This is a genomic window from Sphingomonas sp. GM_Shp_2 (genome assembly GCF_026540875.1).
GTDB lineage: Bacteria > Pseudomonadota > Alphaproteobacteria > Sphingomonadales > Sphingomonadaceae > Sphingomonas > Sphingomonas carotinifaciens.
On sequence record NZ_JALNUQ010000020.1, the window covers coordinates 41,967 to 55,526 of the forward strand.

General features: G+C 67.1%; 13 protein-coding genes. 8 read left to right on the forward strand and 5 right to left on the reverse strand.

The features are described 5' to 3' along the window. Window positions 1–266: 266 nt before the first annotated feature. Window positions 267–536: a hypothetical protein gene (locus tag OXR08_RS09175; RefSeq protein ID WP_112381248.1), complete on the forward strand. Its 270-nt coding sequence runs from the start codon at window positions 267–269 to the stop codon at window positions 534–536. 1,027 nt (window positions 537–1,563) lie between these two features. Here OXR08_RS09175 and OXR08_RS09180 read toward each other — a convergent pair. Next, on the reverse strand, window positions 1,564–1,788 hold the full coding sequence (locus tag OXR08_RS09180) for a hypothetical protein (RefSeq protein ID WP_112381249.1): 225 nt from the start codon (window positions 1,786–1,788) through the stop codon (window positions 1,564–1,566). Between the two features lie 246 nt (window positions 1,789–2,034). On the opposite strand from OXR08_RS09180, the gene OXR08_RS09185 reads away from it, so the two are divergent. Next, window positions 2,035–3,159 carry a PHB depolymerase family esterase gene (locus OXR08_RS09185; RefSeq protein ID WP_267349404.1) on the forward strand — a complete coding sequence of 375 codons (1,125 nt, stop codon included), beginning with the start codon at window positions 2,035–2,037 and terminating at the stop codon, window positions 3,157–3,159. A 72-nt stretch (window positions 3,160–3,231) separates the two neighbouring features. Next, window positions 3,232–3,681 carry a hypothetical protein gene (locus OXR08_RS09190; protein WP_267349405.1) on the forward strand — a complete coding sequence of 150 codons (450 nt, stop codon included), beginning with the start codon at window positions 3,232–3,234 and terminating at the stop codon, window positions 3,679–3,681. Between the two features lie 96 nt (window positions 3,682–3,777). On the opposite strand, the gene OXR08_RS09195 is transcribed toward OXR08_RS09190, so the two are convergent. Then, the gene (locus tag OXR08_RS09195) at window positions 3,778–4,857 is read right to left on the reverse strand and encodes a GNAT family N-acetyltransferase (protein WP_267349412.1); all 1,080 of its coding nucleotides are present in this window, start codon (window positions 4,855–4,857) and stop codon (window positions 3,778–3,780) included. A gap of 138 nt (window positions 4,858–4,995) precedes the next feature. Between OXR08_RS09195 and OXR08_RS09200 the strand changes: the two genes are divergently transcribed. Beyond that, window positions 4,996–5,448 carry a DUF2721 domain-containing protein gene (locus tag OXR08_RS09200; RefSeq protein ID WP_112381252.1) on the forward strand — a complete coding sequence of 151 codons (453 nt, stop codon included), beginning with the start codon at window positions 4,996–4,998 and terminating at the stop codon, window positions 5,446–5,448. Beyond that, the gene (locus tag OXR08_RS09205) at window positions 5,445–5,867 is read left to right on the forward strand and encodes a DUF4345 domain-containing protein (RefSeq protein WP_267349406.1); all 423 of its coding nucleotides are present in this window, start codon (window positions 5,445–5,447) and stop codon (window positions 5,865–5,867) included. The genes OXR08_RS09200 and OXR08_RS09205 overlap by 4 nt, the downstream gene beginning before the upstream one ends. On the opposite strand, the gene OXR08_RS09210 is transcribed toward OXR08_RS09205, so the two are convergent. Next, window positions 5,834–7,399 (reverse strand): amidase, encoded by a 1,566-nt coding sequence (locus tag OXR08_RS09210; protein ID WP_267349407.1) that lies wholly within the window; start codon window positions 7,397–7,399, stop codon window positions 5,834–5,836. The genes OXR08_RS09205 and OXR08_RS09210 overlap by 34 nt on opposite strands. Before the next feature lie 112 nt (window positions 7,400–7,511). On the opposite strand from OXR08_RS09210, the gene OXR08_RS09215 reads away from it, so the two are divergent. Then, window positions 7,512–8,696: an MBL fold metallo-hydrolase gene (locus tag OXR08_RS09215; protein ID WP_267349408.1), complete on the forward strand. Its 1,185-nt coding sequence runs from the start codon at window positions 7,512–7,514 to the stop codon at window positions 8,694–8,696. Here OXR08_RS09215 and OXR08_RS09220 read toward each other — a convergent pair. Further along, on the reverse strand, window positions 8,693–10,021 hold the full coding sequence (locus OXR08_RS09220) for an amidohydrolase (RefSeq protein ID WP_267349409.1): 1,329 nt from the start codon (window positions 10,019–10,021) through the stop codon (window positions 8,693–8,695). The two genes, OXR08_RS09215 and OXR08_RS09220, sit on opposite strands and share 4 nt — an antisense overlap. A gap of 87 nt (window positions 10,022–10,108) precedes the next feature. Here OXR08_RS09220 and OXR08_RS09225 point away from each other — a divergent pair, with 87 nt between their 5' ends. Further along, window positions 10,109–10,735, forward strand: a complete 627-nt coding sequence (locus OXR08_RS09225) for a DUF1275 family protein (RefSeq protein WP_267349410.1) — start codon at window positions 10,109–10,111, stop codon at window positions 10,733–10,735. 70 nt (window positions 10,736–10,805) lie between these two features. Further along, window positions 10,806–12,995 (forward strand): excinuclease ABC subunit UvrB, encoded by a 2,190-nt coding sequence (gene uvrB, locus OXR08_RS09230; protein ID WP_267349411.1) that lies wholly within the window; start codon window positions 10,806–10,808, stop codon window positions 12,993–12,995. Window positions 12,996–13,047: 52 nt separating this feature from the next. Here uvrB and OXR08_RS09235 read toward each other — a convergent pair whose 3' ends face one another. Beyond that, window positions 13,048–13,422 carry a PRC-barrel domain-containing protein gene (locus tag OXR08_RS09235; protein ID WP_112381259.1) on the reverse strand — a complete coding sequence of 125 codons (375 nt, stop codon included), beginning with the start codon at window positions 13,420–13,422 and terminating at the stop codon, window positions 13,048–13,050. Window positions 13,423–13,560 lie beyond the last annotated feature (138 nt).

Sequence of the window (13,560 nt, forward strand, 5' to 3'; positions counted from 1 at the left end):
ACGTCCCCACATATAGATAATCGCTGTCACCCGCTCGTAAGCGGCAGCGGCTGAGAGACCGTTGCGCTCCCGCTTAAAAGCAGGGATGCACCCATGGACCTCAACTACCTCCTCCACCGACATCAAGTCTCGTTGATGCGCTCGAATGCGGCTGGCTCTCCTGAAGCCCGCCACGCGCACAACGGATTGGTTCGAGGCTATGCTCACCAGATTCGTGAGCTGACCAAATCTTACCGTAGCGGTCTTCAACCGCTGGTAGCCCTCTGATGGGCGCAGCCGACACGAAGCCGCAAAGCCGAACCAAGCGGTTTCGGCCCGACAATGTGAAGCGGATGGAACCGAACGCAATGCGTCGGCAGGCTGCGCTGGCGCAAATCGCGTGGCACCACCTCCGGGACAGCGCCACAGTTATCTGCTTCATGAACCTTCATGATGATGAATTGGGTGCTCGTCCAATCGACGTGGCAATAGCAAGCGACGAAGGCCTCAGCCGCGTTCTCTCGCGCCTTGAGGCAGTCGCCACGACGCAATTCTGACTGCCAGTTTCAACATGCAGCGGCGGCACAAACTCCGCCTTACGACGAAAGTTAGACTATGCGCATACTGACGAGGCTGCTGCGAACATGGTACTGGGCACGGGAGCAGCGGCGCCTCTCCAGTTAATCCTAGCATCCTTGTGAGCGTCAGCACACACCGCCAGGGTTGCCGGCAGCGAGATGATATTAGGGAAGCTCGCCACTAGCGCCGCGGCCTGCGAGAATCTGGCGGCGCCGCATGATAAGCAACGGCGCCACCATACCATCGAAGTCGCTTGAGGGCACAACAGTGACGGCCTGGAAACCGTTAGACCTCCAGCGCAACCAACAGCCTGATCTACATGAGGTTTAGCGGAAGCGTACGATAGCGCACATGGACGGGGCGACGCGCGGGGGAATACGCCGCCCCTAGCACCGGTGCAATTTGAGGGACCCACCGGCGATTCTGCTATGATAAAGTCGCCTACGGTCCAGGAAATCACCGAGGTTAATTAGGGCGGCATGCGTGGGGGCGGCCAAGTTAGGGAGGTGGCCGCCCCGCCACCGAGCACCTTGGGGGGAAGCTCCAGTGGCAGCGGCCAAGCCGCTCGCGCGTAAAATAGTCGGCCTTGTTCGGCTTGGTAGAGGCGAGAAACAGAAGAATGGCCGTGTGCCGCGATAGCTATGCATGCCAGCCGCAGGTGCCAGGGCAGCATGTTGGGAGTTGGGAGCGCCACCCCGGCGAGAGATCACTGCCATACCCTTCGATGCTTGCAATGGATTATAGCAGCCGCAGTGTCTTCAAATGAGCCACGTTGGAGCGGTTCCTGCGCACATGCTGAACAGCTCGAAACGGCGCCACGTGCTTACTCGGTGATTGCTAGCTGCTATCGCGGCCCAAGAATCAATTCAAGCATTGACGGTTTTCTGCGGTTTTTTATGCCTACTAACGTCGAAATTTGGTATTTCCGGTATATCCGCCGCTGATCCACCGGTCCGGGAGGGGGCACCGCGACACGCGCGGTGATCGCCCCTCCCGAATAGTCCCCTACTGCACCGTCGAGTCGGCGATGGCCGGCTCGGCCATTCTGGCGGCTCGACGCTCCGTATCGCGGCGCGTGTCTGAACGTGTATCGGCCTGCCGCAACTGCTGTTTTTCGGCCTGCTTTTCCTCCAGCATCCCGAGCGAGATCGCGCCGCCCAAGGCGGTCAGGCCGCAAATGCCGGTAATGATGTTGATGCCGCGCAGGCCCTTCTTGCCTCGATCCGTCATGCGTCGCCTCCCATTGTCCGATCCGGCCGCATGGTAACCACGCGAAAAAACCCGTTGGTGCACCTAACCATCTAACATCGATCAATATCCCCTGATCGGCCCGGTAAACTGCACGGCTATCGTCCCGGCCACCGCCACTGGCTGCCCACACCGTTGCAAAAGCCCACCCGCGCCCCATCTCTTGTGCAGTGCAGCAAGGTCGCATAGGCCATCCCTGTGCCATGGCTCTTGATGAGGACGCGGCCGATGCGAAAGATTTCCGATACGGTTGGCCGGCTCGCCGCACTGCGCGGCGCCGGTGCGATGAACATGGGGCTGGCGTCCGACAGCAGCCGCCTGACGAGGCTTGATGCGTTCGGCTCCAACCCCGGCGCGCTGCACGGCTATGTCCACATCCCCGCGTCGCTCGCCCCCGACGCCCCGCTCGTCGTCGTCCTGCACGGCTGCACCCAGACCGCCGCCGGCTATGATCTGGGCGCCGGCTGGTCGGACATGGCCGACCGCTACGGCTTCGCGGTGCTGTTTCCGGAGCAGCAGCGGCAGAACAACCCCAATCTCTGCTTCAACTGGTTCAATCCCGAAGACAGCCGTCACGGCACTGGCGAGGCGCTGTCGATCCGCCAGATGATCGCCGCGGTCACCGCCCGACATGCGATCGATCCGGCGCGCATCTTCGTCACCGGCCTGTCCGCCGGCGGGGCGATGGCCTCGGTCATGCTGGCGACCTATCCGGAGGTGTTCGCCGGCGGTGCGATCATCGCCGGCCTGCCCTATGGCAGCGCGACCACCATGCCGCAGGCGTTCGACCGCATGCGCGGCCACGGCATCCCCGGTGAGGACGCGCTGGCCGCACTGGTGCGCGACGCCTCCGACCATGACGGTCCCTGGCCCACCATCTCGATCTGGCACGGCAGCGGGGATGCGACCGTCGCCCCCTCCAACGCCGATGCGATCATCCGCCAATGGCGCTCGCTCCACGGGGCCAATGCGCGACCCGATCGGCAGGAGACGGTGGACGGGTATCCCCGCCGCGTCTGGCATGACGCATCGGGCCGGCCGGTGATCGAGGAATACAGCATCACCGGCATGGGCCACGGCACCCCGCTCGCCGTCGCGGGCGACGATCGCTGCGGACAGGCCGGCGCCTATATGCTCGATGCCAGCATTTCCTCCACCCGCCATATCGGCCGCTTCTGGGGCCTGATCCCCGCCGACGACGTTCGCGAAAGCGGCGCCGCCCGCACGGCGGTGCTGGAGCGGATGCCGGCCCCCGCCCCCCGCACGGCCGAGCACGCCGAACCGGCCGGCGTCGGCGCCAATGTCGGCAAGGTGATCGAGGACGCCTTGCGCGCCGCCGGACTGATGCGATAACGGCAATCCGGATACCGGCCCCCGCCCCTGCGGCGACTGGGCGGCCGGGCCACCGGATCCGGAGCAGCAGAATTGGTCGACAAAAGCTGGGGCGTGCCCGCCGCCTCGCCGGGCTTTCGCATCAGGACGAACGCCAGCCCGGAGGACCGCGCCGCCGAGCGCGCCAGGGCACGCGAAACCCGCGCGCAGGACCGCGTCGACCTGATGGCGCAGCGCCTCGAAGCGCGCGCCGCCAGTCGCCAGGCTGATATCGCCGCGCGCGAACAGGCCCGCGAGGCGCGCCGCGAACAGGAACAGGCGCTCGCCGCCCGCGATCCGCATGCCGCCGCGGCCAGCCGTCGCCGCTCCTCGGGCCGCAAGGATGTCGTGCGCGAACAGCGCGACACGCGAAACTATACGGTCACCGCCGATCCCGATCGCGTCCGCGACATGGTGAAGCGCGGCGCCACCATATCCGGCCTCGCCGATGTGCTGGGCATCACTCCGGCAGAGGTCGAACGCATCCTCGCCGACGCGCGCTGAGCGGCTGTCTGGAAATTGGCGAAAGAGCAATTTCGGGCCGTGCCAGCCCGCTAAATGCGCTCACAGCACATCTCCAAACGGGCTCTGAGCCGCCGGCTACACCCTCGCGCTGCGCCGCCAGCTTTCGGCCATCAGGCGCCCGGCCAGCGCGGACACGCCCGGCGCGCACAACAGCCAGTCGCGCATCGCCGGCCCCGGCTCGCTGCCCAGCGTTTCCTTGTATCCTGAGTCGCCGATGCCCCAGTCCACGTCGCGCACCCCCCGCGCCAGCGCGTCGGCCAGATTGCGATAAACCAGCAACCGGCCCGGGCTCTGCCGCGCGAATTGCGGATCGTAGCTGTTGGCGATCGCGTAGCGCCACGGACCGGCATCCAGGTCGAACGAGAAGGCAGCCGGCGCCCCGTCGATGCGCAGCAACGCCGCGCGCGCCATGCCCGCCAGCACGGGATCGGCCATCGCCCTGCGCCAAAAGGCACCATGCCGCCCCTGCACCGTGAACTTGGCGTCCAGCCCCTCCTGACCGACCCAGCTTCGCGTCTCGATCGCCCCCAGCGCATCGAACCCGGCGGGCCAGTCGTCCCCGGTCAGGAACGACCAGTCCAGCGCACCATGCTCGCCCAGATGCTTTTCAAAGAACCGGTTCTTGCGCAGCGTCGAGTTGCGCGGCCACGCACCGCCTGCCGCCGCATCGGCCATGCGGAAGATCCAGATCGTGCCGATCACCCGGTCGATCGCCGTCCAGCCCGATGCCCGCGCCGCCTCCACCAGCATCGTCACGCCCGAATCGTTATCCGGCACCGGGCCGATTCGGATCGCCCGCCGGTGCCGCGCCAGCAGGGTCAGTGCCGCGCGCGCCACCGCGCCGGTCGCGCGCTCCGCCGTCACCGGTGCCCGAAACGGCCAGTAGGAGCCGGGCACGGCGGCGATGCGCGCCATGCGCGGCCCCACCGGCACCAGCGGCATCGCCAGCACGGGGCGCCCGTCCTCCTCCACCACAAGCGTCGTGGCGGGGCCGCCATATACCGCCACTGCCGAGTCAAACCATTGATATCGCAAAAAACGATGCGTGGCCGGCGCCGCCGCCGCAACCTCGTCGATCGCGGTGGACAGCCCCTCGACCAGCGTCGCCCTCACCCGCGACGTGGTTCCCTCATCTCCGGCAAGGCGCATCGGCATGGTCACGATCGTTCTTTATCCCGTCCGGATCGGCGCATGGCGAGGGTCTATACTGATGCAGGTTACCAACGCCTTTGTGGGCGCATGATGCCGCTTCGGCCTTGTCTCGCACGCGCGACCGCGCCACCTTTGCCCGCGATGCCGACCCTTCCCGCCGTCTCCACCATCGCGCAGACGATCCAGCTGTCGCTCGCGCCCGTCTTCATGCTGGCGGCGATCGGCCAGTTGCTCAATGTGCTTGCCGGGCGGCTCGCCCGCGTCATCGATCGCGCCCGCGCGCTCGAACTGCTGCTCGAACGGGCCGGGGACGAGGCGCACCGCGGCCGCCTGAAATGGGAATTGCGGCTGCTCGACCGGCGCATGTCGATCATCAATGCGGCGCTCTTCATGTCGGTGCTCAGCGCGGTCATGGCCTGCCTCGTCATCGCGCTGCTTTTCGTGGCGAACCTGGGCAAATTCCACATCGGCACCTGGATCGCGCTCGCCTTCATCCTGTCGGTGTCCCTGCTCATCCTGTGCCTGGCCGCCTTCATGATCGAGGTGCGGATCTCGCTGCGCGCCATTCATGTCCGCAAGGAAATCCTGTCGTGACGCCGGCGGTGGAGCGTCGCCTGCTGCAGGTGGCGGTGGCGCTCGCCTGCTGCGTGCCGATCGCGGCGGGGGCGGCGGGCGTGCTGCTCGGCCCCGTCTGGATGGGCCGCCCGCCGCTCGTCCCCGTCGATCTGGACAGCCATGTCCGGTATCTGTCGGGCATATTCCTGGGCGTCGGCGTGGCCTTCACCACCTGCATCCCCGCGATCGAGCGGCAGGGACCCCGCTTCCGCCTGCTCGCCGCGCTCGTCGTCGCCGGCGGCTTTGCCCGGCTCGGCTCGCTGATGGCGGTCGGCGCCCCCTCGCGCGGCCATCTCCTCGGCCTGCTGCTCGAACTCGTCCTCGTCCCCCTCCTCGTCCTCTGGCAATTCCGCGTCGCCCGCCGCTACCGCGCCCCCGCCTCGACACTGGGCGCATAACCCGGTCGCTCCCGCGCCTGCGCCCGCTGCTCATACGCATATCCGGCCTGCAGCACGACCGCATCGCCGTCCCTCGCCGCAACGAACGACAACCCCACCGGCAGGCCCAGCACCAATCCCATCGGCACCGTCAGATGCGGATAGCCTGCGATGGCCGGCCACTGGCTGGCGCTCGGGCCGTTATATTGGTCGCCGTGGACCGGATCGCTCAGCCAGGCCGGGCCATAGCTCGGCTCGACCAGCACACGGGCGCGTGCCTCGCGCAGCATGCCGTCGATCGCGCCCCGCGCCGCCGTCAGCGACTTTGCCCGCGCCGCCTTGTACGCCGGATCGTCCAGCCCGCGCGTCGCCGCCGCCTGCGCGAACAGTTCCTGCTCGAAAAACGGCATCTCCGCTGCCGGCCGCGCCGCATTGAACGCGATCACCTGATCCAGCGTCCGCGCGGTCACGGCGGGCGGCGTGCTGGCCAGATAGGCGTTCAGATCCGCCTTCAACTCGGTCAGCAGCACCACCAACTCCGCCTCGCCGATCCCGTCCATCCTCGGCTCCGTCACCGGCACCAGGATCGCTCCCGCATCCAGCAAAACCTGTAGCGCGGCATCGAACCGCGCCGCCACGGCGCGTGGCATGTCCGGCCGGCGAACGGCGATCCGCACGCCCGACAGCGCCTGGGCGGACAGCCCGGCGGCGAAGTCGCGCGGCACCGCAGCGGCCGTCGCGGGGTCGGCCGGGTCCGCGCCCGCCATCGCGGTCAGCATCACCGCCACGTCGCGCACGCTCCGCGCCATCGGCCCCGGCGTGTCCTGGCTGTGGCTGATCGGCACCACATGCGTGCGGCTGACCAGCCCGATCGACGGCTTCATGCCGACCAGTCCGTTCATCGCCGACGGGCAGACGATCGATCCGTCCGTCTCCGTCCCCACCGCCGCCGCGGCAAAGCTCGCCGCCACCGCCGCACCCGACCCGGAGGACGAACCGCAAGCAGTGCGGTCCAGCGCATAGGGATTTCGCACCAGACCGCCCACCGCGCTCCACCCGCTCATCGACCGGGTCGAGCGGATATTGGCCCATTCGGACAGGTTGGTCTTGCCCAGGATCACCGCCCCCGCCGCACGGAGCCTGGCGACGACCGGTGCATCCCGCCGCGTCAGATTGTCCGCCAGCGCCAGGCTGCCCGCGGTCGTCGGCACCGGGTCCAGCGTCTCGATATTGTCCTTGATCAGGACCGGGATGCCATGCAGGTCACCGCGCACCCGCCCGGCCTTGCGTTCGGCATCCAGCGCCTTGGCCTGCGCCAGCGCATCGGGGTTCAGCGCGATCACCGCGTGCAGCCGCGGCCCCTTGCGATCCATCCGGGCGATCTGCGCCTGATAGGCGCGCACCAGATCGACGCTCGATACGCGCCCCGTGGCCAGCATCGCGCGCAACGCGTCGATCGATTGTTCCTCCACCGCCACTCGCCGCGCCGGCGCGCCCGACGCCATCACTGCCACCGCCAGCGTCGCCGCCAGCCATCTTTGCGCTACCCGCATGGAATTGCCCCCGATTTTCGCGCCATGCTACCGCGCAGGGCGTCCGGCGCAATATGCGGACGGCGGACTTTGCCGGACCCCGAGGGCCCTGACATACGTTGGTCCCATCATCATGCATGAAGGAGCGGGCGTGGCCGCAGTTCTGAAAGTCCTTGCCAAGCTCGTCGCGCTGCTCCTGATCCTCTTCGGCCTTGCGGTCACGATCGTGCCGCGCTTCCTGGACCGCATCTATTATCGCGGCCCCGCCAGCGGCCATTTCGACACCGAACGCTTCTTCAACCCGGACGGCGACGAGGACACGATGCGCGCCCCCGGCGGCGGCGGACGTGCCGGTTTCTTCTGGCGCTACCTGACCGGCAGCGACGACCGGCCGCCATGGCCGGCATCGGTGCGCATCGACCCGGTCGCACCCCCCGACCGGGTGCAGGGCCAGCGCATGGTCGCCACCTGGGTCGGCCATGCCACGGTGCTGGTCCAGACGCAGGGGCTCAACATCCTGACCGATCCGATCTGGGCGGGCACCGCCGGGCCCTTCGGCATGGGCCCATCGCGCGTCGCGCCGCCCGGCATCGCGTTCGATCGCCTGCCCCCGATCGACCTGATCGTCGTCAGCCACAATCATTACGACCATATGGACCTGGATACGCTGCGCCGTCTCTGGCTGCGGGACCGGCCGCGTATCGTCACCAGCCTCGGCAACGACAGCGTCATCGCGCAGGCCGGCGTGCCCGCCACCGCGCTCGACTGGGGGCAGCGCCTCGCCCTGCGCCCCGACATCTCGGTCGTCGTCACCCGCAACCACCATTGGGGCAGCCGCTGGTTCGCCGACCGCAACCGCGCGCTGTGGTCCAGCTTCACCATCACCCTGCCCGGCGGCAACCTGTTCTTTGCGGGCGATACGGGCATGGGCGACGGCCGCTGGCCGGTGGAGGCGGCACAGCTCGGTCCCGTGCGGCTGGCGCTGCTCCCCATCGGCGCGTTCCGCTTCGCGCCGGGCCAGATGGCATCGGGCAGCCATATCGGCCCGGTCGATGCGGTGGAGGTCTATCGCCGGCTCGGCGCCGCCCATGCGATACCGATCCATTGGGGCACGTTCCGCCTCTCCTACGAGGCCTATGACACGCCGCCCGCGCTGCTCGCTGCGTCCATGCGCTGCACCGGCCAGCGCGGCTTCGCCCCCGTGGCGCTCGGTCGCCCGGTCGAGATCGGCCCCTACCGCCCGACCGCGGTGGCGGAGACACCGCGCGACCGGCTGCTCCGCTGCCTCGACGCCGCGGGTGCCGACCGCTTCCGCTAGGACGCCACCCCCGGCTTCAGCAGGTCCAGCACCACCGCCGTCGTCGCCACCGCCCCGGTCACCACCGCAGGCTCGGGCGACACCTTGAACTGCGGGCTGTGGTGCGAGGGGATGGCGGGCCCACCGGCCCTGGCGGCGGCGACGACATCCGCCGGCGTACCGCCGACCGAGAAATAATAGCCGCGCACGCCGCTATCCGGCTGGACGTAATAGGCGAAGTCCTCCGCCCCCATTCCCTTTTGCGTGAACGGCGCAACATGATCCGCGCCCAGCGTCGTTGCCAGCACGGCGTTCAGCCGCCCGGCCAGCGCCGCATCGTTGATCGTCGTCGGCGTTCCCTCGATCACCGTTACCACCGGCATCTTGTCGGCGGGCATGCCGTTCAGCTCGCCCACACCGCGCGCCACGCGGGCGATCCCGGCGACCAGTCGCGCGCGCTCCTCCTCGTCATTGGCGCGCACCGTCACCTGCAACCGGGCTTGGTCGGAGATGATATTGTGCTTCAGGCCGGCATGAAAGGATCCGACCGTGATCACCCCCGGCCGCAACGGCTGCTGCTCGCGACTGATCAGGCCTTGCAGCGCGATCACCAGTTGCGACGCCATATAGACCGGATCCTTGCCCATATGCGGACTGGCGCCGTGCGCACCGATGCCTGGCACGGTGATGTCGACCGAATCCGACGACGAATACTGGATGCCCTCGGCCGCGGAAACGGTGCCCGCCGCACGCTCCGCATCCACATGGAATGCCACGGCATATTGCGGCTTGGGGAACCGCGCATACAGCCCGTCCTTCAGCATCGCCTTCGCCCCGCCCACGCGCTCCTCCGCCGGCTGCACGACGAACACCACCGTCCCCCGCCACCTGTCCCTCAACGCCGCCAGCCGCCGCGCCGTCCCCACCATCGCCGTGACATGCACATCATGCCCACACGCATGCATCACCGGCGCCTCCACGCCATCGACACCCACCTGACGCACCGTGCTGGCATTGGGCAGCCCCGACTTCTCCTCCACCGGAAGGCCGTCCATGTCGGCACGCACCAGTACCACCGGCCCCGCACCGTTTCGCAGCACGCCGACCACCCCGGTGCCGCCCACCTTCTCCGTCACCTGCATCCCCGCCACCCGGCGCAGCTCCGCCGCCATCCGCGCCGCCGTTTTCTCCTCCTTGAACGACAGCTCCGGATTTCGGTGAAACCAGTCCCACAAGCCCTTCAGGTCGCGATCGTAATCCGCCTTCACGGCCGCGGCATAATCCGGCTCGGCCATGGCCGGCGTCGCGAGGGCGAGCAGCGTGGCGGTGGCACAAAGATGACGCATGATGTCCCCCGTGATCGATGACGATCGTCAGCGTAGCGCGCGCAAGCCGGCGTGCAATCCTCCGCTACAACCGTTAAGGGTCGATTCGTGAACCGATATCGGAAACGCTTCTGGCTCCTTGCCTCGGGCGTCGCGGCGCTGGCTGGCTATCTCGATGCCGTCGGCTTCCTCACCCTGAACGGCCTGTTTGTCTCCTTCATGAGCGGCAATTCGACGCAGCTTGCGGTCGATCTCGTCCTTGGCGGCCCGATGGCGGCGGTCGCAGCCGGACTGGTCGGCGCGTTTGTCGGCGGCGTGATCGCCGGTGCGCTGGCCGCGCGTGTGGCGGGCCGGGCGCGAAAGCCGGTGGTCCTGCTGCTGGTCACCATCCTGCTTGCCGTCGCCGCCCCGCTGAACGCACCGTCCGCCGTCTTCGTCATGGCCGCGGCGATGGGTGCCGCCAACGGCGTGTTTCAGCGTGACGGCGAGGTCAGCATCGGCGTCACCTACATGACCGGCACGCTGGTCAAGCTGGGCCAGCGGCTCGCCGCCGCGATCACCGGCGGCGCACGCTGGGCATGGACTCCGCATCTGCTGTTGTGGAGCGCGCTTGTCACAGGGGCCGCACTGGGCACGCTCGCGCATCTCCATGCCGGCCCCCATGCCTTGTGGCTGGCCACCGCCGCAGCGCTGATCCTCACGGTCGCCGCCGCCCTGACCGATCGCCGCGCCTGAACTTGCAGGGCTCGAAACCGTTTACGTGGGCACAGGTGACGAAACGAGAACAAAGCCCCATATCCCCGCCATGGCCATCCAGATCCGCACGACCCTAGAAGAGCCGGAAACCGGCCCCGCCTTCGTCCCCCATCGCCCCAGCCGCCCGGAAAAGGCGGAGGGCGGGCGCCGCCTCGAGTTGGTGACCGACTACACCCCCAGCGGCGACCAGCCCACCGCCATTGCCGAACTGGTGGCGGCGGCACGGGCCGGCGAGAAGGATCAGGTGCTGCTCGGCGTCACCGGCTCCGGCAAGACCTTCACCATGGCCAAGACGATCGAGGCGTTGCAGCGCCCCGCGCTGATCCTCGCCCCCAACAAGATCCTGGCCGCGCAGTTGTACGGAGAGTTCAAGAACTTCTTCCCGAACAACGCGGTCGAATATTTCGTCAGCTATTACGACTATTACCAGCCCGAAGCCTATGTGCCGCGGTCCGACACCTATATCGAGAAGGAATCCTCGATCAACGAGTCGATCGACCGCATGCGTCACTCGGCCACGCGTGCGTTGCTGGAGCGGGACGACGTCATCATCGTCGCTTCGGTGTCGTGCCTGTACGGCATCGGTTCGGTCGAGACCTATTCGGCGATGATCTTCGACCTGAAGAAAGGGCAAAGCGTCGATCAGCGCGAAATCGTGCGCAAGCTCGTCGCACTGCAATACAAGCGCAACGATGCGGCCTTTCAGCGCGGCAATTTCCGCGTGAAGGGCGACACGCTGGAACTCTTCCCGTCGCATTATGAAGATTCGGCGTGGCGCATCTCCTTCTTCGGCGACGAGATCGAGGAGATCACCGAATTCGATCCGCTCACCGGCAAGAAGGTCGCGAACCTCAACTCCGTGCGCGTCTATGCGAACTCGCACTATGTCACCCCCGGCCCGACGATGAAGCAGGCGGCCGAGGCGATCCGCCACGAATTGTCCGAGCGGCTGAAGGAATTGGAAGCGGAGGGAAAGCTGCTCGAACACCAGCGGCTCGAACAGCGTACCAACTTCGACCTCGAAATGATCGCGGCGACCGGCAGTTGCAACGGCATCGAGAATTACAGCCGCTTCCTGACCGGCCGCCTGCCCGGCGAGCCGCCACCGACCCTGTTCGAATATCTGCCCGAAAACGCCGTGCTGTTCGTCGACGAGAGCCATGTCACCATCGGCCAGATTAACGGCATGTCGCGAGGGGACCATCGTCGCAAGATCACGCTGGCCGAATATGGCTTCCGTCTGCCCTCGGCGATCGACAACCGGCCGCTGCGTTTCAACGAATGGGATGCGATGCGCCCGCAAACCGTGTGCGTGTCGGCCACGCCGGGCAGTTGGGAGATGGAGCAGACGAGCGGCGTCTTTGCCGAACAGGTGATCCGCCCTACCGGCCTGATCGATCCGCCGATCGAGATCAAGCCGGTCGAGGAACAGGTACAGGACCTGATCGTCGAGGTTCGCAAGACCACCGAGCGGGGGTACCGCACGCTTGTCACCACGCTGACCAAGCGGATGGCGGAGGACCTGACCGAATATATGCACGAGGCGGGGATCAAGGTCCGTTACATGCACTCCGACGTCGAGACGCTGGAGCGTATCGAACTGATCCGCGATCTGCGCCTGGGCGTCTATGACGCGCTTATCGGCATCAACCTGCTGCGTGAGGGACTGGATATTCCCGAATGCGGGCTGGTCGCGATCCTGGACGCCGACAAGGAGGGGTTCCTGCGGTCGGAAACCTCGCTCATCCAGACGATCGGCCGCGCCGCCCGCAACGTCGATGGTCGCGTGATCCTGTATGCGGATCGCATAACCGGCTCGATGGAACGCGCGATGAGCGAAACCGCGCGGCGCCGGGAAAAGCAGATGGCCTATAATGCCGAACACGGCATCACGCCCGCGACCGTACGCAAGAATATCGGCGACATCATCGCGCATGTCGCCTCGGGCGATCAGGTGACCGTGCCGATCGACGACGAGCGTTCGCACATGGTCGGCCACAATCTGCGGGCCTATATCGAGGAACTCGAAAAGAAGATGCGCAAGGCCGCTGCCGACCTCGAATTCGAGGAGGCCGGTCGCCTGCGCGACGAGATCCGTCAGTTGGAGAACGAGGAGCTGGGCCTGCCCGTCCACGAACAAAAGGCCCCGATCATGGGCCGCTCCAACGAAGGCAAGCCGGGTACCCGCAAGACGCGGTTCGGCAAGAGCAAGAAATTCGCCAGCGGCCGGCGGGCGTGATGCTTAAGGGGCGGCACGATGCAAATCGTACCGCCCCCCGTCATCGCTCTACTTATTCGATCGACACATTCTCGCTGCCGACACTGTAATAGCTTGCGACGCGGTCGGCATAGGCCTGGTCGAATACGGGCGCGTTGTTCGACCAGCTCGGGCCGCCTTCCAGCAGGCGGCGGTCGATGGTGATGACGTACTGGTCGCGCACCGAGTCGAACTGGAGGAGCGAGAAGGGGACGGGGTAGAAGCTCTTGCCCATGCCGAGGAACCCGCCCAGCGACAGGACCGCATGCGTCACCTTGCCGCTGCGCTTGTGGACCATGAACGAATATACGGTGCCCACCGTATCGCCGTCCCGGCTTTCCACTTTCATCGTATGCGCCACATTGGCCTGAACGAGCAGCAGCGTAGGGGTATCGGCGGTGTCGGACATAGGGGTCTCCATTGATCCAGGTTGAACCCGTCGCCCCGCAGCGCGGTTCCGTCGCAACGGGCCCGCCCGGAAAGGTTGAGCCGCCCTCCTGCCTCGCCCATAGAGCGGGCATGCGCTTCGCCTCTTTGCTCCGCCTGA

Coding starts and splice junctions, on each gene's coding strand:
- OXR08_RS09200 (WP_112381252.1), top strand. CDS start 4,996: ATGCCGACCCTTCCCGCCGTCTCCACCATCGCGCAGACGATCCAGCTG.
- OXR08_RS09185 (WP_267349404.1), top strand. CDS start 2,035: ATGCGAAAGATTTCCGATACGGTTGGCCGGCTCGCCGCACTGCGCGGC.
- uvrB (WP_267349411.1), top strand. CDS start 10,806: ATGGCCATCCAGATCCGCACGACCCTAGAAGAGCCGGAAACCGGCCCC.
- OXR08_RS09215 (WP_267349408.1), top strand. CDS start 7,512: ATGCATGAAGGAGCGGGCGTGGCCGCAGTTCTGAAAGTCCTTGCCAAG.
- OXR08_RS09220 (WP_267349409.1), bottom strand. CDS start 10,021: ATGCGTCATCTTTGTGCCACCGCCACGCTGCTCGCCCTCGCGACGCCG.
- OXR08_RS09175 (WP_112381248.1), top strand. CDS start 267: ATGGGCGCAGCCGACACGAAGCCGCAAAGCCGAACCAAGCGGTTTCGG.
- OXR08_RS09210 (WP_267349407.1), bottom strand. CDS start 7,399: ATGCGGGTAGCGCAAAGATGGCTGGCGGCGACGCTGGCGGTGGCAGTG.
- OXR08_RS09235 (WP_112381259.1), bottom strand. CDS start 13,422: ATGTCCGACACCGCCGATACCCCTACGCTGCTGCTCGTTCAGGCCAAT.
- OXR08_RS09180 (WP_112381249.1), bottom strand. CDS start 1,788: ATGACGGATCGAGGCAAGAAGGGCCTGCGCGGCATCAACATCATTACC.
- OXR08_RS09195 (WP_267349412.1), bottom strand. CDS start 4,857: ATGCCGATGCGCCTTGCCGGAGATGAGGGAACCACGTCGCGGGTGAGG.